General features: G+C 43.9%; 24 protein-coding genes. 18 read left to right on the top strand and 6 right to left on the bottom strand.

Annotation, left to right across the window (positions count from 1 at the left end; genetic code table 11):
- Positions 1–54: 54 nt before the first annotated feature.
- Positions 55–264 (bottom strand): cold-shock protein, encoded by a 210-nt coding sequence (locus EXA13_RS03910; RefSeq protein WP_000106983.1) that lies wholly within the window; start codon positions 262–264, stop codon positions 55–57.
- 640 nt (positions 265–904) lie between these two features.
- On the opposite strand from EXA13_RS03910, the gene EXA13_RS03905 reads away from it, so the two are divergent.
- From EXA13_RS03905 to EXA13_RS03885, 5 genes are all read left to right on the top strand, one after another.
- Positions 905–1,252 carry an NADH:ubiquinone oxidoreductase gene (locus tag EXA13_RS03905; RefSeq protein WP_238132185.1) on the top strand — a complete coding sequence of 116 codons (348 nt, stop codon included), beginning with the start codon at positions 905–907 and terminating at the stop codon, positions 1,250–1,252.
- Between the two features lie 128 nt (positions 1,253–1,380).
- Complete coding sequence (locus tag EXA13_RS03900) at positions 1,381–1,617, top strand: hypothetical protein (RefSeq protein WP_238132184.1); 237 nt, start codon at positions 1,381–1,383, stop codon at positions 1,615–1,617.
- 124 nt (positions 1,618–1,741) lie between these two features.
- The gene (locus EXA13_RS03895; protein WP_238131985.1) at positions 1,742–2,746 is read left to right on the top strand and encodes a response regulator; all 1,005 of its coding nucleotides are present in this window, start codon (positions 1,742–1,744) and stop codon (positions 2,744–2,746) included.
- Positions 2,746–3,189: a PAS domain-containing protein gene (locus EXA13_RS03890; protein WP_238131984.1), complete on the top strand. Its 444-nt coding sequence runs from the start codon at positions 2,746–2,748 to the stop codon at positions 3,187–3,189. Before EXA13_RS03895 ends, EXA13_RS03890 begins: the two co-directional genes overlap by 1 nt.
- A gap of 52 nt (positions 3,190–3,241) precedes the next feature.
- On the top strand, positions 3,242–4,717 hold the full coding sequence (locus EXA13_RS03885; protein ID WP_238132183.1) for an NAD(P)H-hydrate dehydratase: 1,476 nt from the start codon (positions 3,242–3,244) through the stop codon (positions 4,715–4,717).
- Here EXA13_RS03885 and EXA13_RS03880 read toward each other — a convergent pair.
- Positions 4,714–5,709 (bottom strand): 2-hydroxyacid dehydrogenase, encoded by a 996-nt coding sequence (locus EXA13_RS03880; RefSeq protein WP_238131983.1) that lies wholly within the window; start codon positions 5,707–5,709, stop codon positions 4,714–4,716. The two genes, EXA13_RS03885 and EXA13_RS03880, sit on opposite strands and share 4 nt — an antisense overlap.
- A gap of 552 nt (positions 5,710–6,261) precedes the next feature.
- On the opposite strand from EXA13_RS03880, the gene EXA13_RS03875 reads away from it, so the two are divergent.
- Positions 6,262–7,308, top strand: a complete 1,047-nt coding sequence (locus tag EXA13_RS03875) for a GMP reductase (RefSeq protein WP_238131982.1) — start codon at positions 6,262–6,264, stop codon at positions 7,306–7,308.
- Between the two features lie 154 nt (positions 7,309–7,462).
- On the opposite strand, the gene EXA13_RS03870 is transcribed toward EXA13_RS03875, so the two are convergent.
- The gene (locus EXA13_RS03870) at positions 7,463–7,981 is read right to left on the bottom strand and encodes an RNA methyltransferase (RefSeq protein ID WP_238115278.1); all 519 of its coding nucleotides are present in this window, start codon (positions 7,979–7,981) and stop codon (positions 7,463–7,465) included.
- A 253-nt stretch (positions 7,982–8,234) separates the two neighbouring features.
- Here EXA13_RS03870 and EXA13_RS03865 point away from each other — a divergent pair, with 253 nt between their 5' ends.
- From EXA13_RS03865 to EXA13_RS03835, 7 genes are read left to right on the top strand one after another with little or no spacing between them, the layout of a single operon-like run.
- A complete protein-coding gene (locus EXA13_RS03865) occupies positions 8,235–8,846 on the top strand; it encodes a thermostable hemolysin (RefSeq protein WP_238131981.1) in 612 nt (203 codons plus the stop codon).
- A 7-nt stretch (positions 8,847–8,853) separates the two neighbouring features.
- Positions 8,854–10,392 (top strand): AMP-binding protein, encoded by a 1,539-nt coding sequence (locus EXA13_RS03860; protein ID WP_238131980.1) that lies wholly within the window; start codon positions 8,854–8,856, stop codon positions 10,390–10,392.
- 10 nt (positions 10,393–10,402) lie between these two features.
- Entirely contained in the window at positions 10,403–11,104 is a 702-nt protein-coding gene (locus EXA13_RS03855) for a TenA family transcriptional regulator (RefSeq protein WP_238131979.1), read from the top strand.
- Positions 11,094–11,888, top strand: coding sequence for an SDR family oxidoreductase (locus EXA13_RS03850; RefSeq protein WP_238131978.1), 795 nt, complete (start codon positions 11,094–11,096; stop codon positions 11,886–11,888). The genes EXA13_RS03855 and EXA13_RS03850 overlap by 11 nt, the downstream gene beginning before the upstream one ends.
- Positions 11,889–11,902: 14 nt before the next feature.
- On the top strand, positions 11,903–12,535 hold the full coding sequence (locus EXA13_RS03845; RefSeq protein WP_238131977.1) for a tetratricopeptide repeat protein: 633 nt from the start codon (positions 11,903–11,905) through the stop codon (positions 12,533–12,535).
- A gap of 3 nt (positions 12,536–12,538) precedes the next feature.
- Complete coding sequence (locus EXA13_RS03840; protein WP_238131976.1) at positions 12,539–13,195, top strand: response regulator; 657 nt, start codon at positions 12,539–12,541, stop codon at positions 13,193–13,195.
- Positions 13,185–14,603: a sensor histidine kinase gene (locus tag EXA13_RS03835; protein ID WP_238131975.1), complete on the top strand. Its 1,419-nt coding sequence runs from the start codon at positions 13,185–13,187 to the stop codon at positions 14,601–14,603. The genes EXA13_RS03840 and EXA13_RS03835 overlap by 11 nt, the downstream gene beginning before the upstream one ends.
- Positions 14,604–14,667: 64 nt before the next feature.
- Here EXA13_RS03835 and EXA13_RS03830 read toward each other — a convergent pair whose 3' ends face one another.
- Both EXA13_RS03830 and EXA13_RS03825 read right to left on the bottom strand, forming a co-directional pair.
- The gene (locus EXA13_RS03830) at positions 14,668–15,042 is read right to left on the bottom strand and encodes a diacylglycerol kinase (protein ID WP_238131974.1); all 375 of its coding nucleotides are present in this window, start codon (positions 15,040–15,042) and stop codon (positions 14,668–14,670) included.
- 26 nt (positions 15,043–15,068) lie between these two features.
- Positions 15,069–16,661, bottom strand: a complete 1,593-nt coding sequence (locus EXA13_RS03825; protein WP_238132182.1) for a phosphoethanolamine transferase — start codon at positions 16,659–16,661, stop codon at positions 15,069–15,071.
- Between the two features lie 274 nt (positions 16,662–16,935).
- Here EXA13_RS03825 and EXA13_RS03820 point away from each other — a divergent pair, with 274 nt between their 5' ends.
- On the top strand, positions 16,936–17,280 hold the full coding sequence (locus EXA13_RS03820; RefSeq protein WP_238131973.1) for a hypothetical protein: 345 nt from the start codon (positions 16,936–16,938) through the stop codon (positions 17,278–17,280).
- A 91-nt stretch (positions 17,281–17,371) separates the two neighbouring features.
- Here the strand turns inward: EXA13_RS03820 and EXA13_RS03815 are convergent, their stop codons facing one another.
- The gene (locus EXA13_RS03815; RefSeq protein ID WP_238131972.1) at positions 17,372–18,274 is read right to left on the bottom strand and encodes a LysR substrate-binding domain-containing protein; all 903 of its coding nucleotides are present in this window, start codon (positions 18,272–18,274) and stop codon (positions 17,372–17,374) included.
- A gap of 109 nt (positions 18,275–18,383) precedes the next feature.
- Between EXA13_RS03815 and EXA13_RS03810 the strand changes: the two genes are divergently transcribed.
- From EXA13_RS03810 to EXA13_RS03795, 4 genes are all read left to right on the top strand, one after another.
- On the top strand, positions 18,384–19,709 hold the full coding sequence (locus tag EXA13_RS03810; protein ID WP_238131971.1) for a 6-phospho-beta-glucosidase: 1,326 nt from the start codon (positions 18,384–18,386) through the stop codon (positions 19,707–19,709).
- Positions 19,710–19,915: 206 nt separating this feature from the next.
- Complete coding sequence (locus EXA13_RS03805) at positions 19,916–21,673, top strand: GGDEF domain-containing protein (protein ID WP_238131970.1); 1,758 nt, start codon at positions 19,916–19,918, stop codon at positions 21,671–21,673.
- 203 nt (positions 21,674–21,876) lie between these two features.
- Positions 21,877–22,326: a DoxX family protein gene (locus EXA13_RS03800; protein WP_238131969.1), complete on the top strand. Its 450-nt coding sequence runs from the start codon at positions 21,877–21,879 to the stop codon at positions 22,324–22,326.
- 211 nt (positions 22,327–22,537) lie between these two features.
- Entirely contained in the window at positions 22,538–23,269 is a 732-nt protein-coding gene (locus EXA13_RS03795) for a siderophore ferric iron reductase (protein WP_238131968.1), read from the top strand.
- Positions 23,270–23,307: the final 38 nt, after the last annotated feature.

Below are 23,307 nucleotides of genomic sequence, written 5' to 3'. Positions count from 1 at the left end.
GATAAAATGAAAATAGCCAGCTTAAAGCTGGCTATTAAATAATTTGGAAGTCTATTACAGGACTTTGATGCTTTCAGCTTGAGGGCCTTTTTGACCTTGAGTGATAACAAACTCAACTTTTTGGCCTTCAGCTAGGGTACGGAAACCGTCGCCTTGGATTGCACTGAAATGAGCAAAAACGTCAGGACCGTTTTCTTGCTTAATGAAGCCGAAACCTTTCGTTTCGTTGAACCATTTAACGGTACCAGTAACAGGAGTAGACATAGTAAAAATCCTAAAAAAACAATTTTATATAGGCCGATCTCGGCACGGATAGCGTGGAAAAGTAGATTGCTATTGCGTACGACACGACGGGAGTTACAAGGAATCCAACGAAACAATGTGTATACAACGAACTTCATTTCTAGCTATCATCGAGTCTAGAGTAATCTTTTATCTTGTCAATCGGAACTTGATGTGAGTCGCAGGAGTTTTTGAACTTTTGCTCATTTTTTTGCTCTATGCACCATTTCTGAATTACTGATTGTGAATGTATTCCTGCCTCAGTTAAGGGTTTTCTTCTCTTTTTCCTGTCATTAAAAAACGGGCTTTTGGTCAGTGGGACTATCAAGCTCACAAATCTGAAACATAACTCAGTTGGATTGTTCGGTTAAAAAATTGTTTTTTTATAAAAGCTTAACCTCAATGAAGGCCAATGAAATAAGCGAAGTTTTAATCGGTAGGTGTCAACTTTGTTTTATTTTTATTAACAATTATTCCTCTGTACTGAGCAAGGCGAATTTTCCTCTCTTGAATTCAGTGAAGGAAAGGAGTACTACAAGAGACAGGCCTTATTTGTATCTTAAAGAAAGCTTTTATTCTTGCTGTTTTCTTAAAGGTGCTCGATCACTAAGGAAGGTAGATGATGAAATGGTTACTCATTGCTATCGTATCGGTATCGGCGGCTATCGCATCAGCGGAGCATTTTCATTCGTTTTTTCTTGGTTTTTCTATTGCAGTCCTTGCTGTCAGTGGATGCTACTGGTTTGCCTTTCGAAGCACGCGTTTTCCAGAGCTGGCTTTAATGTTACTATTTTTAGGACTATTGGTGAAAATGATCATCACCATTATTGGGGTGTTGTGGGGGATTTCCTCACAATTGATGACGTCACCGGCAATTTTTGGTCTCTCTTATCTATTCTTTTCTATTGCAACAACCTACCTTTGGTTCCGTTATCGTTCAAAGCACTTAGACACACCAAAAGTACTCTAAGTTTCGGTATCTGGCTGGGGCGTCCGAGGGGAATCCTCTTGTTCTTTTCGACTATAGTTCTACAGTGATTTTGTACTTGAGTTTGTATGCTTGTGTTACTAGGTGTTGAAAAAAGGAGAGAGATTAAAGTGGATATTGTTCTGTTTGGATTAGAAAAAACGTTACTCTTAGTCGGCATTGTTTGTGTTTTAACGGGAATGGTCCGTTATGGTAAGCGAAGCCAAGATTGGAAAGGCGTTGCCACAATGTTTTATAAACGGATCCACATGTCGGTAGCAGAGTATAAATGGTATCGATTAGGAGTTGCGATGATGGTGCTAGCGATTGCTTTGCGAATTGTGCTACTGACTTTTTGGCCAGTCTAGCGCCCATTCCTCTTATTATGGGGCGGATGATAGGAGTATTTCTTGCGTTGCCTAGCTTCTCTGTTTCATTTGGGTATACACTTTTAACGATTGGAAAAAATAATAAATAAGATTGGTGGTTGTTATGTCGTACCCAGTATTGATCTGTGATGATTCGGCGTTAGCCAGAAAGCAAATGGCGCGTTCTATTCCTTCCTCTTTAAATGCCGATATCACATTTGCGATGCATGGTGTTGAAGCTCTTGAATTGCTTGAAAAACAGTCGTTTAGATTGATGTTTCTTGACTTAACCATGCCAGAGCTCGATGGGTTTGGCACATTGGAAGCCATGCAACAGCGTGGTGATACCACACCTGTGGTCGTCGTCTCGGGAGATATTCAACCCAAAGCAAAAGAGCGGGTGATGGCGCTGGGCGCTCAAGCTTTTATTCAAAAGCCGATTGATAAAGAGGTGTTAAATTCGGTGCTGCGGGAGTTAGTTGAGCCGCCGACTCAGCCACGCATGATCACTCCTGTGGAAATCGAGTTACCCATTTTGCGTCGGCGAGATGTGTATATGGAAGTGGCTAACGTATCGATTGGTCGAGCAGCAGATGCGCTAGCGCGCCATTTTGATGTGTTTGTCCATCTCCCATTGCCGAATGTTAATATCTTTGAAGTCAGCGAATTGCACATGGCACTGCGTGATCTGGCTGAAAACGATCAGGTTTCAGGCATTTGCCAAGGATTTAGTGGGGAAGGAATTGCGGGTGAAGCCTTGGTATTGCTCAGTGATTCTAGTGTAGCCGATTTAAAAAAATTGATGAAAGTGTCGGTTGATAATGAAGAGTTGGAAGAACTGGAATTATTAATGGATGTCTCCAATATTTTGGTTGGCTCTTTTCTCAATGGCTTAGGCGAGCAAGCCGAAGTTCGTTTTTTCCAAAGTTCACCTGTTTTACTGGGGCAACACGTTACGATTGATTCGGTCATTGAATCTACGGCGGGTTCGTTTAGTAAAACGATGACCTTTGAAGTGAGTTACACGATTGATGACACATCAATTCGGTGTGACTTATTGTTTATGTTTGTCGATGAGTCTTTACCCTTATTAGACAATAAACTCGCCTATTTAATGGAGGAGTTCTGATGTTATCTCTGCCCGCTGAATTTGAGCAGTTCCACTGGATGGTGGACATGGTTCAAAATGTCGATATGGGGTTGATCGTACTTGATCGAGACTTCCAAGTACAAGTTTGGAATGGTTTTATGACGCATCACAGTGGTAAGCAAGCTCATGATGCTATCGGCCAGTCATTATTTACTGTATTTCCAGAAATTCATCAAGAGTGGTTTAAGTTAAAAACGAAGCCTGTTTATGATTTAGGTTGCCGCAGTTTTATCACTTGGCAACAACGGCCCTACTTATTTAAGTGTCGCAATGTGCGTCCTGTCACTCAGCAAGCCGAATTTATGTATCAAAATATCACGTTGAACCCGATGCGAACGCCAACGGGCAAAGTGAACTCACTTTTTCTTTCTGTACAAGATGCCACAGCGGAAGCGTTAGCCTCTTTACACGTCCACCGATGAAATAAACAACACGAATGAATCGAGAGTAAATAACGGAACCAAGGAGATAATGGTGCTATTACCACGGACTTTTTATACCCCTCAACAAGTTAAACGTGGCGAATTACTAGCGGCGAAAGCACAAGGTTTAGACCTGTTTCGGTTAATGGAACGAGCTGGACAAGCTGTGTTTACTGTTGCTTTGGCCCAGTATCCAGGTTCGCACCATTGGCTGGTGTGCTGTGGGAGTGGAAATAATGGGGGGGATGGCTATATTGTTGCTCGCTTAGCTCAGTCGGTCGGTATTCAAGTGACGTTATGGCAATATGGGGATCCTGAGCGCTTACAGGGTGATGCTCGCACCGCCTATTATCATTGGATAGATAGTGGCGGTGAGGTTTTTCCCTGTGCTGAGACATTGCCTGACGGCGTGGATGTGGTAATAGATGGCTTACTTGGTACTGGTGTGAAGGGGGTTGTGCGTTCTGCGATGCAAAATGTTATTGAAACCATTAATGGCAGTGACATTCCCGTGGTTGCCATTGATATACCATCTGGGTTGTGTAGCCAAACAGGAACCGTGTTGGGCTCGGCAATTTATGCACAGCATACGATCAGTTTGATTGGCCTTAAGCAAGGGTTAGTAACGGGTAAAGCCCGAGATCATGTTGGGCAGTTGCATTTTGCTGGGCTTGGGGTTGAAGAAACATTCAACAGCCAAAATACCGCGACTTTAACCGCGATTGATAGCAAGGCTGCTCAAAAAGCCCTTCCGTTGAGGAAGCGTACCGCTCATAAAGGCCAGCATGGTAAAGTGTTGTTGATTGGTGGAAATTCTGGGATGGGGGGCGCAGCGATATTGGCGGCACAAGCTTGCGTTCGAACCGGAAGTGGTTTAACGGCAGCATTGGTTCAGTCTGATAATACCAAACCACTTTTGGTCAGTTGTCCTGAAGTCATGACCGCTGATTGGGCTGACAAAGCCGTATTCGATCATCGGCTAAACTGGTGTAGCGTATTGGCTATTGGCCCAGGGTTAGGCCGAGATATGATTGCCCAGCAACTGATGGCCTGCGTACAAAGCATTAATAAGCCGAAAGTGATGGATGCCGATGCTTTGTATTTTTTGGCCCAATCTGCTTGTTATGATGAACAGCGGATCATTACGCCGCATCCGGCAGAAGCAGCAAGAATGCTTGATTGCGATGTGGAAAATATCGAGGCTGATCGTTTCCAAGCGGTCAAAGCGCTACAGCAGAAATATGGCGGTGTTGTTGTACTGAAAGGTGCCGGAACCCTAGTGTGTAATGGGCAAGATGTTTATGTTTGTCTGGCTGGTAATCCGGGAATGGCCAGTGGTGGTATGGGGGATGTCTTAACGGGGATCATTGTGTCATTGCTTGCGCAGGGGCTGTCATTATTTGATGCAGCCAAAGTCGGCGTTTTAATCCATAGCCAAGCGGCCGATCAAAACGCCGAAGAGTTTGGTGAGCGAGGACTGCTTGCGAGTGATTTAATCCCGCATCTGCGCCGCTTAGTCAACCGTTAATCAATTAACTCATTGCCCGATGACGAGCCTTGTGTAAAGGCCAAAATATTGTTGAGCGTGGTCTGAGCAATATTATTGAGCGCATCTTCGGTTAAGAAGGCTTGGTGGCCAGTAAAAAGAACATTGTGACAGGCAGAGAGGCGGCGGAAAACATCGTCCACAATCACGTCGTTCGATTTATCTTGGAAGAAAAGATCTTTTTCATTGTCGTACACATCAAGGCCGAGAGCACCAATTCGGCCTTTTTTTAGCGCTTCAATAGCGGCAACAGAATCGAGCAGCTCACCTCGGCTGGTGTTGATGATCATCACACCATCTTTCATCTGATTAAACGCTTGTTCATTCAGTAGGTGATAATTTTCTTTCGACATTGGGCAGTGTAGAGTGATGACATCACTATTGGTAAAAATGTCGGACAGCGGTACATACTTTGCTCCTAGCTCAAGAGCTGCTGGGTTCTGGTACGGATCATAGCAGAGAATGGTCATGCCTAACCCTTTCAGAATTCTCATGGTGGCAACTCCAATTTTCCCTGTGCCAATCACACCAACAGTTTTACCGTAGAAGTTAAAACCCACCAAACCTTCTAATGAAAAGTTGGCTTCACGGGTTCGTTGATAGGCTTTATGAAAGCGACGGTTAAGGCACATCATAAGCCCAACCGTATGTTCCGCTACCGCCTCAGGAGAGTATGCGGGAACACGAACTACTTGTAAGCCAATTCTTTTTGCCGCTTCTAAATCGACTTTGTCAAAGCCGGCACAGCGCATTGCAATAAGGCGAGTCCCCCCTTGATAAAGTTCATTTAAGACATCCTCCCCCAATTCATCATTCACAAAGGCACAAACGACTTGGCAATCTCGAGCCATTTGAGCTGTTTTTTGAGTTAAGCGAAAATCATGGAAGTGAAGCGTTAGTGTTTGAGGGTCGGTAAAGCGGTTAAATGAGGTTTCATCATAGGTTTTAGCGCTGAAAAAAGCGACGTTAATCATAGTTGCTGTCTCCTTAAATAAGATCAGACTTAGTGGGCGAGGGTGAATGGCCCAGAAGTATTCCTTTGGGTATAAACCGAATAGCAATAAAAATAAACCCTATTTTTTATGTAGGGAAAGGTTTTAGCTGACAAAATCGTGATTTTTAGTGAAGAGATACATAGGAAATGGTTATTTTATAACGTGATTTCTCTCACGTTGTGACGATTGTGTGGCATTGTTTTTTAAGAGTAAAAACGAAAACGTTATTGCTAATTGGGAAAAGTGATAATTGTTTTTTTCAAGATATTGAAATGCAAGCTAATTTTTAGGTTTCTTCTGGTGGGAGTATTGTGAACAAGTCTGGAGTATGGAATCTTCGCAAGGGTAACATAAAAAAAAATGAAATATCAGACTTGCTGGAAATAAATCGCAACCTATAATGCTGAAAACCGGAGCGTCTGCCAACGCTCCGGTTTTTTTGTGTCCGAAGATCAGTGACCTTGTCTGCCAACAGGGTGACTGCGCACAGTGCGATGAGACACAAGCCGTGTATCAACTAAGGAATATTACATGCGTATCGAACAAGAACTTAAGTTAGGTTTTAAAGATGTCCTGTTTCGCCCGAAACGTTCAACCTTAAAAAGCCGTTCTCAAGTAAATTTAACCCGCGAGTTTACCTTCAAGCATAGTGGCCGTCAATGGTCTGGTGTCCCTGTTATTGCTGCAAACATGGACTCAGTGGGAAGTTTCGCAATGGCAAAAGCGTTAGCGGAACATGGGGTGATGACCGCCGTCCATAAACACTACACCGTGGATGATTGGGCCGAATTTGTAAAAAACTCAGACAGTGAAACGCTCAGTAAAGTGATGGTTTCTACCGGAACCTCACAGGCTGACTTTCAAAAAACCAAAGACATTATGGCTATGTCTGATGAGCTTGTTTTTATCTGTATCGATATTGCGAATGGTTATTCCGAGCACCTAGTGGATTATGTTCAGCAAGTACGTACGGCTTTCCCCGATAAGGTGATTTCAGCGGGAAATGTTGTAACTGGTGATATGTGTGAAGAGCTGATTCTTGCTGGTGCCGACATTGTTAAAGTCGGTATTGGCCCTGGATCGGTTTGTACGACTCGAGTGAAAACCGGGGTGGGTTATCCTCAACTGTCAGCGATTATCGAATGTGCTGATGCTGCTCACGGTTTAGGTGGCTGTATTATTGGTGATGGTGGCTGTACTTGTGCGGGGGATGTTTCAAAAGCCTTTGGTGGTGGTGCAGATTTTGTCATGCTTGGCGGAATGTTGGCAGGCCATGAAGAGGCGGGTGGTGACATCGTCGAGAAAGACGGTGAGACATACATGAAATTTTACGGGATGTCTTCAAAGAGTGCGATGGACAAACACTCTGGTGGCGTTGCCGGTTACCGTGCGGCCGAAGGAAAAACCGTTCTATTACCTTATCGTGGCAGTGTACACGGAACCATTCAAGATATCCTTGGTGGCGTGCGTTCAACCTGTACATACGTAGGTGCAGCAAAGCTTAAAGAGCTAACCAAACGTACAACATTTATTCGTGTGTTAGAGCAAGAAAATAACGTGTTTGGTAAAGAGAAGTAATTAAAGAGCCAATAATATAAAAATAACCCCACTTTACAGTCTTCCAGCCATATTTTATCGTTGGAGCCTAACTAAGGTGGGGTTGTTGTTTTTCAAGAAGATTATCCTTCAATTGGATATTTCGGTTCGTTGAAAAGGAACATCTCCTATGTGTTTAGGCGCATTCTTTTACTTTTAGACGATTTTTATTATCTCGGTTAGCTATCACTTGCTGTTGGTCATCAATTGCGCCTAGTGTTTTTGCTAAACGATCATACATCACCACATTCACCGTTGCTGCGAGGTTCATGCAACCATGTGTAGGGATATAAACCACGTGATGTGCTTGATCAACGATGTCTTGTGGCAGTGAGCCATCTTCAGGCCCGAATAGATATATCGCGTTTTCAGGGTGAGTGAAAAGAGGCAATGCCGTCGCGCCAACCACCAATTCCACACAGACAATTTCCACATCATCGGCAATCTCTGCGGTGAGGTCGTTCATTTCTACTAAATTGATACGCTGATGCGTTTTTTGAGTATCTGTTTGAAATTTTACAGCACGATTATAGCGGCTCCCATGGTAGCGCACTTGAGTGGCGTTATAGCAACCTGCGGCGCGCATAACCGCCCCTACGTTGGTTGGGCTTTTGGGATTATACAGCCCAATAATGATGGTTGACGGGGTTGTCATCGTTGTTGTTCTACTTTTGTACTGCTCATGTTAGAGCATAAACTTATCTGTGGCGGGGATTATCGCTCGAACTTTACAGAAGTACTACTGGTTCGAGGCTCATTTTTTCGCTGGAAAAAAGACAGGATTAGGTAACCACACCAATATGCATTGAATGACATCGGCTTGGTCGCCAAGTTTTTTTCATTTCTTAAGAGTTTCTTAAGTTTCACGTTTTACTTTATTTGTAACTCATCCAATAAAGGAAGCGCAAATGAAAGGCATGGCCAACACTTCTGAAGAGGGCTTTACATTAGCCATCGTATCTTCAACCCATCCGCTTTGGCAAAACGTGATTGAGCATGTTTCTCTGCGTTATCACGCCGCATTTTTTGCGGAACTTAAGCAGTTTATGCCCGCATATTTAACGCTCATCCATAATCAACAGATCCTCTCTGTCTGTGGGTTTCGCATTGCGAAAGATGAGCCTTTATTTCTTGAGCAATATCTGGAGGGGGAGGCTCAATCTTTAATCTCGGCTGTTTTTCATTGTGAAATTAAACGTTCTAACTTGGTGGAATTTGGCCATTTAGCCTCGTTTGCCAAAGGTATGTCGCCTTTGCATTTTTACCTTATTGCTGAAAGGTTGGTAGAGCTAGGTTTTGAATGGTGCATCTTTACCGCAACCGACCCATTGCATGTCATGATGACTCGCTTAGGTTTACAGCCTCAAGTGATAGCAGAGGCGGATCCAAATAAAGTTCCCGATGCATTCGCTACGTGGGGGTCTTATTACGAATATCAGCCGCGTGTACTGGCTGGAAATTTGCGCAGAGGGCTTGAACATCTTCGAGTTATGCTCACAAGACAGCGTAAACAAGCATAGGTGGCGTATGAATATTCTCCTTGAAGCCATCACTCAATGGGCAAAAATGACTCCTGATCGGGTAGCTTTGGTTGGGGGTGATGAAACCGACTCATTAGTTGAACTCACTTACTCGGCATTGTTGTGCAAGGTTGAGCAGGTTGCTGCCGAGCTGATGGCGCAGAAGATTGATGTACTCGCACTGCGAATGGAAAATGGCCTAAACTGGGCGGTGGTGGACTTAGCTGCTATGATGGCTAACGTTGTCGTTGTACCGATTCCGACCTTCTTCTCTCCCGCACAAGTGGAACACATCTTAGCTCAATCTGGGGCTGATGCTCTTCTTGGTGATTGGCAAAGCAAACCTTACTCGCTTGAAATAGCGCAAGATGTGTCCCTGACGATGGCTGCTTTGCCGCTTCGACGCTTACGTCGACCCACTCGAGCCTCTTATTTGGAAGGCACGGGAAAAATCACCTTTACTTCTGGGTCAACAGGCCACCCGAAAGGCGTATGTTTAAGCAATGAACATCTCTGCTCTGTTGCCCGTTCATTGGCTAATAGTGTCAGAGGTTTTGCTCATACACATTTGGTGCTGCTACCACTTTCCACATTACTGGAAAATATTACGGGCATATATGTGCCTCTGATCTTGGGGGGAACCTCATATATTTTCCCCGGACAACGTACGGGGCTTCTGGGGTCAAGTCAATTCAACCCTCATTTATTTGCTGACATTTTGGCTGGTATAAAACCAGACAGCATCGTGCTCACTCCTGCCCTGTTGCTGGCACTGATTTCACTCGTCAAGTTACAGCCTTGGTTGGCGGAATCTCTCAAGTTTGTCGCTGTGGGGGGCGCCAAAGTCTCTGCTTCGCTCATCAAGGCTGCGCATGATCTTCATATTCCTGCATTTGAAGGATATGGGTTGTCTGAATGTGGTTCAGTCGTTTGCCTAAATACCCCGGCTCATTTTCAATCAGGCAGTTGTGGTAAACCGCTTCCTCATATTCAAGTTCGTATCGCAGAAGATGGGGAGCTTTTGGTGAAAGGAGCGACAGCGCTTGGTTATTTAAATGAGCCGTTTCATCAAGCGTGGCTAGCCACCGGTGATTTAGCTGACATGGATGAGCAAGGATATGTGACGTTATTAGGACGAAAAAAGAACCTCATTGTCACCGCTTATGGCAGAAACGTGTCGCCAGAATGGATTGAATCAGAGGCGTTGGCTTTCTTACCTCATGTTCAGTTCATTATCACCGGTGATAGCCAGCAGGCGTTGTGTGCCGTTATGGAAGTGGTGGATCATGCGGAAGAAAAAATCTCAGCACTAAATGACACACTGCCTGACTATGCGCAGATCCGCACTGTATTGATGCTGGATAACCCCAAAGCAATGGCCGATTGGTACACCAATAATGGCAAGCTCAAACGTGACGAGATCGAACACTGCGTTACTCAGTTACTTGCCGCCACCCCCTCTGACTGTAGGCTGAAAAATCAAAAGGTTCAACGGTTCGATCTGCCTTTTCAGCCATCCAGGATGGCTTCGTTAACCACTTCTTAAGGAGAAGGGCATGACTTTATTTTTCGAACAACTAAAACATCGCACATCGGCGGCTAGACAAACCATGTTCACGGCTCCGGTGATCGCCGATATACAACAAGGCAAGCTTTCCAAAGAGAGGTATATCGCTTTTTTGACACAGGCTTATCATCACGTTAAGCATACCGTTCCTTTGCTGATGGCATGTGGTGGTCGCTTATCGGAAGAGTATGAATGGGTGAGAGAGGCGATAGCGGAATACATTGACGAAGAAAAAGGCCATCAAGAATGGATTTTGAATGACATTCGAGCCTGTGGTGGTCAAGTGGAAGCCGTACGCAATAACATGGGCGAAGGCCGAGTAGGGCAAGCCATTGAACTAATGGTTGCATACCTTTATTACCAGATTGATCGACATAATCCGTTAGCTTTATTTGGCATGGTTTGGGTACTGGAAGGGACGAGCGTCGGCATCGGAGGGCAAATGGCAGAAAAGATCCAATCTACGCTTAACTTGCCACCTTCAGCGATGACTTACCTCATTTCTCATAGCGTCTTAGATCAAGATCATTTGCAGTTTTTTAAGACACTAATGGATAAGATCACAGATGAAGCAGACCAACAGGCCATCATTGAGGCCGCCAATATGGTCTTTACACTGTATGGACAGATGCTTTGTTCACTCCCTTCTTTCTCTACTCAATGTGATGGTGAGGTGGCGGATGGACATTAGCGACAGCACGATTCTATTGACAGGAGCAACGGGAGGAATCGGGCAAGCGATCGCTCATACACTAGCAAGCCGAGGTGCGCGTTTAATCCTTGTGGGGCGAAATGAAGTGTGCCTCAATACGCTACAAAGCTTATTACCCAATCCTCACCTTCATCATGTGTTAGTGGCTGATATCACATCCACAACAGGCTTAATGGCCATAGCCACGCTGGCAAGAAACATCTCAAAAGTGGATGTGTTAATAAATAATGCGGGCAGTAACGATTTCACGCTTTTAACTCACAAGCCGCCTATTCAGATCAATGAAGAGCTTCACCTTAACCTTGTTGCGCCGATTTTACTGTGTCAATCAGCCCTAACGTGGCTGAAACAGCCGGGGATTATCCTCAATATGGGTTCAACTTTTGGCTCGATTGGGTATCCAGGTTATACCACTTACTGTGCAGCAAAAGCGGGGCTGCACCGCTTTACCGAAGCGTTAGATAGAGAATTGTTCGCCACGGGAATTCGAGTTCTGTATTTAGCGCCAAGAGCAACAGAAACCGCATTAAACAGTGAAGCGGTGAATGCGATGAATCGAAAATTGGGCAATAAAATGGATACCCCTCAAATCGTTGCTGAGCACGTGGTCACCATGTTGGAAAAAGAGATTGCCGCCAAATGGATTGGTTGGCCAGAAAAGCTCTTTGCGCGGATGAACCAACTGTTACCCAGTGTGGTTTCCTCTGCCATTCGTAAGCAGCAAGAAACAATTCAACAATACCTAAACCGAGTGAACCACTAACGAGGAAATGAAGGATGAGTGTAAAACAACGACGGTATTTTTTAACACTTGGATTGATGTTGATATCCACGGTGGCGTTGGCAAAAACGCCACTGCAAGACATTCAACACCAATGGGCAGAATGTCAGTACAGAACACCTGATAGTCATAAAAAAGAACGTTGCTTTGATCAAGCCATAACGAAAACCCATCTTTATTTAGACAAAGCCCCCAAAAATCTGGAACTCACCGTTTGGCTGGCAATCAATAAAGCATCCCTTGCAGGTGTTCAAGGCGGATTAGGCGGTTTATCTTTAGCTAAAGAAGCCAAATCACTGCTTGAGGAAGTGATTGATAACGCACCAGAAACGCTTGATGGTTCGGCATACACTAGCTTGGGATCCTTGTATTACAAAGTCCCTGGATGGCCCATTGGCTTTGGTGATGATGAGAAAGCAGAGCTAATGTTGAAAAAAGCGTTGGAGATCAATCCAACGGGGATGGATCCGAACTATTTTTACGGTGACTTTCTCGCCGAGGAAGGACGAGGCAAAGAAGCCCGCGTGTATCTGAGCCGTGCGATGCAAGCTTCACCACGCCCCGATCGCTCCTTAACCGATAAGGGAAGAAAGCAAGAAATTGAAGCAACACTGGAGAGATTAAAATAACCTATGCGTTTATTACTTGTCGAAGATGATAAATTACTCGGTCAGTCTATGGTGACATCACTCAGTCGCCATGGATACACCGTAGATTGGGTAGAAAAAGGTTCAATTGTTACCAGTGTACTGAAAACGGAGATTTTCACCGCTGTGATTTTAGATCTCACCTTACCGGATATTGATGGGTTAGAAGTTCTACGTGATATTCGAAAAAGTGGTTTTAAACTTCCCGTGATGATACTGACAGCACGAGATGACATACGCGACCGAGTTCAGGGGTTAGATGGCGGTGCTGATGACTATTTAGGGAAGCCTTTTGCTTTAGAAGAGTTGCTTGCAAGGCTGCGAGTGTTGATCCGACGCCAATCTGGTAGTGCTGAAGAAGTGATTCAAATTGGTTTTTTATCTTTGTCGTTGTCAGAGCAGAGTATTTATTACAACGGGAGCCCGCTGAAGCTGACACGCAATGAGTTCAAAATCCTGACCAGTTTGATGACTAATGCGGGGCGAGTGCAAAGTAAAGAGCAGTTGCAGCAGTCACTTCATGGTTGGGATGAAGGCTCAAGTGATAATGCCATAGAGGTGCATATTCACAACTTACGTAAAAAAGCCCCCAATATTGCGATTAAGAATATTCGTGGAGTGGGGTACATTCTTGAAAAATAAAAAAACCTATTCTATCAAACGTCAACTGACGATTTCTGTCGGGTTACTGGTCAGCGCGCTCTTGCTAATCTCATTATTTTTTAGCTTTTTGTCTGCCAAGCATGAAGTGGAAGAAGTCTATGATGCAAGGCTTGGACAATCGGCCAAGTTGATGTTATTAACCCTGTCGATGTCCACCGAAGAACACATGTTGGCTAATTATCGAGAACTGTTTGATCAGTGGATGAAAAATATCAAACTACTGGCAAAATCGAGCGGAGATAAAGCGACCCCATTCGGCCACCCTTACGAACAAAATATCGTGTTCCAATTTTACCGTGACAAAACCATGCTGTGGAGTTCATCTCCTCATTTGGGGGCTCTTGCCTCACCGCTGGCCCGTGATGGTTATTCTGATGTGCAAAAAGAAGGGGTTTTATGGCGAACCTTTCAGCTTTCTTTTCCACAAACCGACTATCAAAACGAATTTGTTGTGGTTGCTGAAAAACAAAAAATTAGGCAGGAAATCATCAACGAAATCGCGCTGTCAACCTTGGTTGAACAGTTATTACTTTTACCTGCTCTGCTGGTGTTATTGTTCTGGTTGATTGATAAATCTTTTCGTCCCATCAAAGCACTTCGTCGCGCCATTACACAACGCAATGTACATCGATTAGATCGCATCCATGTCACAGACAATACAGTGGAACTCGCACCATTGGTAGACGCGTTAAATTCATTATTGTTTGAACTTGAGCGAGCATGGCAACGAGAGAAACGGTTTACTCGTGCTGCTGCACATGAGTTGAAAACACCGCTTACGATATTACGGCTTAACGTAGAGAACGCATTAGGAAGTCATGATCCTGAACAACTGCGTGGTGATTTACATAATATACTGCAAGGTATTGACCGAACTGATCGGTTGATCCATCAATTGCTTACATTAGCGAAAGTCGAAAGCTTCTCGGAGCATGGGGTTGATACGATAGAATTGACACCTTTGTTGCAAGCCGTGATTGCGGATTTAGCGCCATTAGCATTGAGGAAAAACCAAGATATTAGCCTTTTACCCGCACAAGTTCAGGTATCAGGAGACAGAATATTGCTCGAAGTATTGTTTCGAAATTTGATTGATAACGCCATTCGATATTCGGGACTCCAAAGTGATATTCAAATTAGGGTTACGTCAGATAAACATACCATCAACGTATCGGTTTCTGATACTGGGCCTGAGATCCCTCAAGTGACCCGAGAGCGAATTTTTGAACAGTTTTATCGTGGCCATTCAGAGCAAGGCGATGGCGCAGGTTTGGGGATGTCGATTTGTAAAGACATTGCGACCCTGCATCAGGCAACCATTGATCTTGTGCCTCCTGAACATGGTACGAATACCTTTGTGGTTACTTTTCCTCATGTCCAGCCATGATGTTTGATACACATCGAAACGCCAGATAATCCTATCTGGCGTGTTGTCACCGCCTTCCCCAAAGTCAGAGTAAAGATAATATCACCCCCCAAACGGCGAGTGAGCAAACCATACTCAATAACACCAACGCCGAACCAATGTTCTTCGCAACGCCAGATAAAATGTGATATTCCAGACCGACTCGATCAACCACGGTTTCTATCGCGGTGTTGACCATTTCAGCAAATAAGACGAAGACCATACTCAGTATTACAAGCAGCGTATGCATAGTGGGTAACTTTAGCCAGAATGCAACAATGGTAAGAGGTACAAACAGCATCAGTTCTTGTTGGAAGGCCGCTTCGTGCTTGCATAGCCATTTAATCCCGTTAACACTGTGGACAACGGTATAAATAATTCGGTGAATGCCAGTTCGTTTAATGATGACTTTTGGTTGCATAGTATGGGGACGCTATAAATTAAGGGTTATGAACTTAGTAGGCAGCTTTGCGTAATATCCAGCTCAGCATTTTGAACTTGTGAACGTACGCCATATAAGCCGAGCAAACTGTGGAATAAGTTGTCATGTGATAGAGGGCTATTTTTTGCTTTCTCCTTGAGGCACTGCGTATTTAGACCTTTTTGCTGTGCATATTGTTCGGGCATCCAGAGCAGCCAAGGCACTTGAGTTTGTTCTTTAGGAGCAATCGCATATGGAGTGCCGTGTAAGTAAAGACCACTTTCACCCAGTGATTCACCGTGGTCCGAAATGTAGGTCAGTATCACATTGTAAGTATTCGACACGCTTTTTAGCGTGTTAATCACCTGTGCTAATACATAGTCGGTATACACCAGCGTATTGTCGTACACATTGACGATCTGCATGTCGTTACAGTTTTCGATATCGCTGCGATTACACGCTGGCTGGAATGGTGCTTGAGCATCTGGGTAGCGTTGCCAGTAAGTTGGACCGTGGCTACCGATGGTGTGCAGAACCAGCAATTTATTGCGTTGCCCATCATGAATAAATGTTTTTGCATCCTTGAGCATAGCAACGTCAAAACAGGTGGAACCATTACAGTCATCATTTTTCAGTGATGCGCGAATAGAAAGGTAGGGAAGCTTGTTTGCCACCCCTTTGTCACCCCCATCGTTATCGATCCAAAGAACATCCACCCCCGCATATTGCAGAACATTGAGAACGTTATCTTGCGCTTCGGCACGAGACTTAGTGTAAGTATCACGGGTTAGGTTAGAGAACATACAGGGAACAGACAGAGCAGTGTAGGTGCCGCATGATGACACATCCTGAAATGCAATGAGCCCCATCTCTTTAGTATATGGGTTGGTATCACGGCGATATCCATTGTAAGCAAAGTTCATCGCACGGGCGGTTTCGCCCAGAACCACAACCATCAAGGTGGGTTTACCATTTGGTGTGCTAACAACGTGTGCATCCGTACCGAGAGTCTGATAAGGCAGTTGAGTTCTGAAGTAAGTTTGATTGAGGTATTTTGCCCCGCTGTAGAGATGAGCCGGAATGATCATCTTATTGAGGTAGTGATTATTGCGACCGACAGAGGCGTAGTCTTTGTAGCTCGTGGCTGCAATCAAACCTATTCCCATGACAGCAATGACAACCAGACTCACCCGAGAAATGATGGTTCGTATCCAAGTCCGCTGCGAAGTGATGCGCACCATAGCAAGGAAAAGACAAGGTAGCACCCCGAAACTGAGCAAGTAGAACAGAGTTGCGCCATTGAAATAGAACGAAACTTCCGACGAATTGGTTTCAAAGACACTTTCCATCATGGTGGTATCAAACAAGGTTTGAAAATTTACTTCGGCATACAGTGCTGCTGACGAAGTGAGCAACACAAATATCATAAAGGGCTTAAATAAATAGGGCCAAGCAAACGCAGAAAAGATAAGGATAAAGGCGCAAATCAACAAGACCGGAGCCGTATAGGGAAACAGCGGGTTAGAGACTTCTTCGCTTAACCGAAAAAGTGTTTTTAGCACGGGATAATTCATGACCGTACCAAAATAAATGGCCAAAACGACAATTAGCATGGGCATACTCATGGGAATGCGAAGAAATGAATAACGGTGGGGTTGTGGCATTACGAAATCACCAGAAAGTGAAACAATGCCGATATGATGCAAATCTAAACTTAAGATTAGCTTAAGATTTCTGGTGTTTTTCTGAGTTTGTTTTTTCATCGCTATTGGTTGCAGGGCTTGATGGGTTCGGTAGGAGAGATACTGGCTATCTCGCGCTTATGTAACGACAAATGCTTCAAAAATGGTTATGCTCCTTAACTTCTGGAAGTGACTAAGTAGATAACGTTATATGAGAATTTCTGTTGATGGTGGGTCATTTAAAGTGGCCATTGAAACTGAGTTTGATGGACTTATTGCAGAGGCGACGGCAATTTTTCATTCGACTCGCACACAAGCGCAGAGTAATGACCGTGCCATTTTACGATTGCTGCAAATTATCATCGAACATAGTGAAGACGATGATGCGATTGGTTATGCGGTACTGGGTTTATTAGGGTGGTATAACGAAGTGATTAACCCCGTAGAAGATAAAGATATTGAGTTAAATTTACCTAAAATCTTGCCTCATGTGCTTAACCCAAATGGCGATCTCACCGCGATGCATATCAATGAGCCCCACACGTTGACACATTGAATTTATTGGTCATACATGGAGCATGGGCGCGTTGTGAGAGTGGCGGAATGTTGACCTCTCTCTCGCCAGTTTTATTTACTATACCCATCACTTACTCTCCTACCTGATTTTTAATCCATTGGAAAAATGCACTAAATCGAGGGCGAACTTCATGCCCTTTTGGGCAAATTAAATCGTACCCTAGCCCTGAAGGGATACGTTCAAATGGCGCAATGAGCTCACCGCTCTCTAGGTAGGGTTTAATCAAGTGGTAACGGCCCATGGCAATTCCCATTGATTGTCTTGCGGCCACCATAGTGAGTTCTTCATGATTAAATACATACTTTCGTTGCAGTATTTGGGGGGATCGCCCAGTCTCTTTTAGCCATTGCTGCCATTCCGCTAGTGGAGAGAGAAATTCTAACGATTCGGTACAGTGTAAAAAGCACGCTTCATGTAAACGGCGATCGCTATCTAGTAAGTTGAGTTTTTGGGCGTACGCTGGGGTACAAACCGGTAACAGGTACTCATCAAACAGACGATAATGATAGAAATCGGCATGGGTGTTATCGCCATAATAAATTGCTAGATCAACCGGTTGGTTCTGAAAATCTAATTTGCTGGCTTTAACTCGAATTTTGACATCTAAGTGAGGGTATAGATGTTGAAACTCCGCTAAGCGAGGTAAAAGCCATGAATGAGCAAAGGTAGGGGCGGCACCAAGGTATAGTTCACCGCGTAACTCGTTGAAACGAATATCTTCAATTTCAGCAAAAACGTTATCCAGTGAGTAGGTTAGAGTGGCTAAAATCCGCTTTCCTTGTTCGGTTAATTCAAGTTTACGAGTCAATCGAACAAACAGTTTGAACCCTAACTCTTCTTCCAGTTTTTTTATGCGTTGACTCACGGCTCCTTGTGTCAGGCATAGCTCTTCTGCCGCTAAGGTAAAGCTTCGAAATTTAGCGACGACGCTGAAGGTATATAAATGGGCAAGCAAATGTTCTTTATGTTTCATATGATGATTACGTATTAATATGGCTAATAGATGAGGGCGATTATTTGGTTTGTCTTGCTATGGATATCAATGTGAAATTAGCACAGCTTATCCAAATGAGGAAATGGGAATGGACAGACAACTAAAGATAGCGGTTATTGGTGGCGGCTCAAGCTACACTCCTGAACTGATTGAAGGGTTATTAAAGCGTAAAAATGAACTGCCGATTGGCGAATTATGGCTCGTTGATATTGAAGAGGGTTGGGAGAAGGTCAATATCATTGCAGACCTCGCTCGCCGTATGATCAAAAAAGCCGGGTTAACGATGGATGTACATGTCAGTTTAGATCGACGTTCTGCATTAGAAAACGCCGACTTCGTCTGCTCACAATTTCGTGCTGGATGTCTGGAAGGGCGTATTCGAGATGAACGAATTTCACTGAAATATGGCATGATTGGGCAGGAAACAAACGGGTTAGGTGGTTTTGCCAATGCGTGCCGCACGATTCCAATTACATTAGAAATCTGTCGAGATATGGAAAAGCTTTGCCCTAATGCGTGGTTACTGAATTTCACTAATCCATCCGGCATGGTAACGGAAGCGGTACTTAAACATACGAACGTTAAGGCGGTGGGCTTGTGTAATGTCCCGATCATTATGCAAAAAGGAGTAGCCCAGATTCTCAATAGCAAAGAAGATGATTTCATCATGCAGGTCGCGGGTTTAAACCATCTGATCTGGGTTCGTCAGATCCTCCATCAAGGACAAGACAAACTGAATTGGGTGATGAACGAGATTCTTAATGGTCACGATCCTTTAGTACCCGCCAATATCCCCCCATTCAAGTGGCCGAAAGATCTTTTACAAGCCATGGGCATGATTCCATGTGCCTATTTACGTTACTACTATACCAGTGACGATATTATGCAGCAGGAACAACACGAAGCAGAGGGTGAAGGCACTCGGGGCGAGGTTGTCAAAGCGATGGAACAACGGCTGTTCGAAATCTATAAAAATCCACAATTGGCAGAAAAACCGAAAGAGTTGGAAAAAAGAGGCGGTCAATATTATTCAGAAGCCGCTTGTGAATTAATGGCCTCCATTCATAACGATAAACGCACCATCATGCATGTCAATACGCGCAATAATGGCACCATCGCAGGTTTGCCGGAAGACTGTGCCGTTGAAGTAAGCTCAGTGATCACCAGAAGTGGCCCTCTTCCGCTCAATGTCGCTCCCTTTCCAAGCGATACTTTACGCCTGATTCAGTTGATGAAAGAGTTTGAAACATTAACGGTTGAAGCGGCGGTAACGGGGAATTTAGTTGCCGCTAAACGTGGCTTAATATTGAACCCTATCGTTAATACCGGGACAGTATTAGATGAAGCGTTAAAAGAGACGGTAAAAGAAAATCTCGATTATATGCCTCAGTTCCGCTGGATGTTTAAAGCCTAATCAGAAAGATAAAACTCCGTGATATGGGTAGCTTGGGCTTTTAGGCGTAAGCTGCCCTTTATGCTTTCTTTATTAAATCATTAAACCGCATTCGTGAGAGACTAAAGAATGTTCCTGTCATTTATGAAAAAGACCACTGTTAATAAAGCTGTCATGCAGCCTCGTTAGGCTTTGATTTCATCATTAGACAGAATCTAAGTAGAAGTATGGTTACCTCTTCCCAGCATTGTATTGAATTGAATCATATCCTAAAAAACAGAGCATTAACGCCACTTTTTCAACCTATATTGTCGCTTTCAGATGGTGCGATAAAAGGATTTGAAGCCTTGATTCGGGGGCCTTCTGATAGTCCTTTACATTCCCCAATCCAACTGTTTAAAACCGCTTTAGCCTGCGGAGAGCTCGAACCTCTAGAAATGCTTTGTCGAGAACTGAGTATTTTGGCTTTTTCTGCAGCCCAAGTTGATGGGCAGCTGTTTTTAAATGTGAATCCATTACTATTATTAACAGAAAATCACACCAGTTTATTGACAAAAAGTTTGCTGGAGAAGATGCAGCTTAATCCTGCCAGAATAGTCATTGAAATATCAGAACAATACCAAGTAGAAGACCCCGACTTATTGATTAATGCGGTTCACCATTACCGTCAGCTTGGGTTTAAAATTGCCATTGATGATTTAGGCAGCGGTTTTTCAGGCTTGAAGCTCTGGTCTGAATTGAAGCCAGATATTGTGAAGATTGATCGCTACTTTATTGATGGTGTACATCGTGACCCAACAAAAAAAGCATTTGTACAAAATATCATTCGTTTGGCGAAAACCATTGGTGCGATGGTGGTAGCAGAAGGAATTGAAACGGAGGAGGAGTTTTACCTTTGTCGAGAATTAGGCGCAGATTTTGCGCAGGGATATTTATTGGGCCGCCCTCAGCAAAGCTTAGTACTACAGCACCGTTATATTTTTCCCGCTCATCGTGAACCGGAAAATTTAGCCAATGATTGTATTGAGCAAATTGTGCGTGATGCGCCAACAGTTCCTCACTATCAATTAGCGATGGATGTGTACGCTTTATTTAAAGAGCAGCCTACGTTACAAAGTATGGCTATTTTGAAAAAAGGTTTTCCTGTCGGCTTGATTTGCCGCACTCAGTTGGAAGGCTTTTTCGCTCAGCCTTTTGGCCGAGCATTGTATGAGAAAAAACCGATTAATCAATTGATGAATCCAACTCCTGTGATTGTCGATGCCCGTTATTCTTTAGATGAAGTCAGCCGTATAGTGGCGGAAGATGAATGTAATGCTTCTAGCTGGTATTTTATTATTTGCCGGAAAGGGCAATACCTTGGGTTAGGCTCAGTTCGACAACTGTTAAAAAAAGTCAGTGAACGCAAATTACACTATGCGCGTTATGCCAACCCTTTGACTTTATTACCGGGGAATGTCCCTATTTATCAGCAAATCGAATGCCTTCTTCGAGAAAAGGTTGCCTTTTCTGTCGCCTATCTTGATCTCAATAACTTTAAACCGTACAACGACATTTATGGATACAGTAAAGGTGATCTTGTTCTGCAAATGTTGGCCGATATGATTCAGCAACAGGTTGCCGGGACCGGAAATTTTGTTGGTCATATTGGTGGTGATGATTTTGTGATCATCTTTCATGGTGATGAGGCTGAACACATATGCCAAAAGCTGGTGACTCAATTTGATGATTGCGTTGTGAATTACTATACCAGTGAAGATCGACAGCGTGGGGGGATTGTTGCATTAAGCCGAACGGGAGAACGTTGTTTCTACCCGCTACTTTCTTTATCAATCGGAATTACTTTTCCGGATCCTGAGCTTTGCCTGAATTATCATGACGTGGCTGCGCTCTCGACCGCCGCAAAGTATGAAGCAAAAAAATTGGCCAGCAATGCGGTATTTGTCTCTACTCGCCGAGGTCCAGTGCAGTTACAAGTGAGTTGAAGCAATCTCTGTTACGTGCATACTTTTCGGGATTTGGACTTTTTTCTTTTTTGACAAGATATTATCTTGTTCAAAAAAATTGAATGTTAGTATCGATTTATCCTAGTTTTCCTGATTCTTAATTTCTTTAAAATGGCTACATCGATTGAGGGGTAACCCATCCAGTTCAAAATTAGATAATGAATTTTATTGAGGAAGAGATCATGCAAGCACGTATTAAAAAACTCGTTGAATCTAAAGCAGGCTACAGCACATTGGCACTACGTATTCCCGTTGGCATTATCTTTATGGCTCATGGCGCTCAAAAATTATTTGGTTGGTTTGGCGGGTATGGTCTTGAAGGGACAGGGCAATGGATGGACTCTATTGGGCTTGGTCCAGGTGTGGTGATGGCATTTTTAGCCGGAAGTGGTGAATTCTTTGGTGGCTTGGCCATTCTATTGGGCTTGCTCACTCGTCCTGCGGCAGCGGTTCTTTCATTTACCATGTTGGTCGCCATTTTCTCGGTACACTTCGCAAATGGGCTATTTATGGCAAATAACGGTTATGAATTTGGTTTGGCTTTACTAGCAGCCAGTTTCTCACTGATGCTATCAGGAGCCGGTAAACTGGGTTTAGATGGTATCGTTGCGAAAAAACTCATGACTAAGTAAAGGTTAGTTATGTCATTGACGCATTTTTTAGTTGGTATTGTCAGCCAATAAAAAAGAGTAAGATAAAGTAAAGCAGTGCCACATGGAATCTTCTATGTGGCACTGCTGCTTTTGTAGGGTAGTAAAACGGCTTAAATCTTAATGAGAATTGTTTGCGATATTGGTTGAAGGTGAGTATGCTTAGCCGTTCTGATAATGAACAGTATGAATTATGAGCCATCGACGACTGACCCAATTGTTTGAGCATGCCAGCCAATATACTCCTTACCTAAAAGGCTATGATAAGCGACCTGAGCACGAGGTTGGAATCCATATTGCTCAAAATAATACGGCAGTAATACAACGTCTTTATCATAGCATCGAAAGTGGTGCGCCCGAGGCCGGAGCGGCTTATTGGCTAACTCGAACGTGGGATCTTCTCTGCTGGCAGCCGCTGGCTCTTTCATTGATTGCGATTCATGAGCTAAAAGCTTTGCCGGATGTTCAGCACGTTCATCAATGGGTTCATACTCCCTTGATCAGCGGTTTTTATTTTGAATCTGCACAGTTTGAACAAGGCAGTGTACCAATATTGATTCAAAAAGCCGGACAGCAGCTGCAGATTCTGTTTGAAGCGTATCGCCGTGAGATGGATCAATGGGTGCGAATCCGTCCCGGTTTTACGCGACATCTCTGGGCAGACAATTTATTGAATGGATTACTTCGATTACAGAAAACCCAATTTGATTTTGGGAGTGAGCAATGGATGGAGTATGCAAAGCTGTGGCTTGATGCTTGCCAGTTACCCCAGAAGTATCTAGATAACTTAACGTTAGTTTCTCAGCGCAATGAGCTACAGCTTACTCGCACCAGTTGTTGTTTGGTCTATAAATGTGCTGGGCGTGAAATGTGTGCAGATTGCCCTCGCCAGCGGAATAAAAATAGCCTTTTAGCTACATCATGAACTCAATAAGCACCGAATGGTTCGGTGCTTATTTACAC

Origin of the sequence: Vibrio cincinnatiensis (assembly GCF_022113815.1) — a bacterium.
Taxonomy (GTDB): Bacteria; Pseudomonadota; Gammaproteobacteria; order Enterobacterales; family Vibrionaceae; genus Vibrio; species Vibrio cincinnatiensis_A.
Note: the sequence above shows the minus strand (reverse complement) of the source record. Positions and strands in the feature narration are given on the sequence as shown.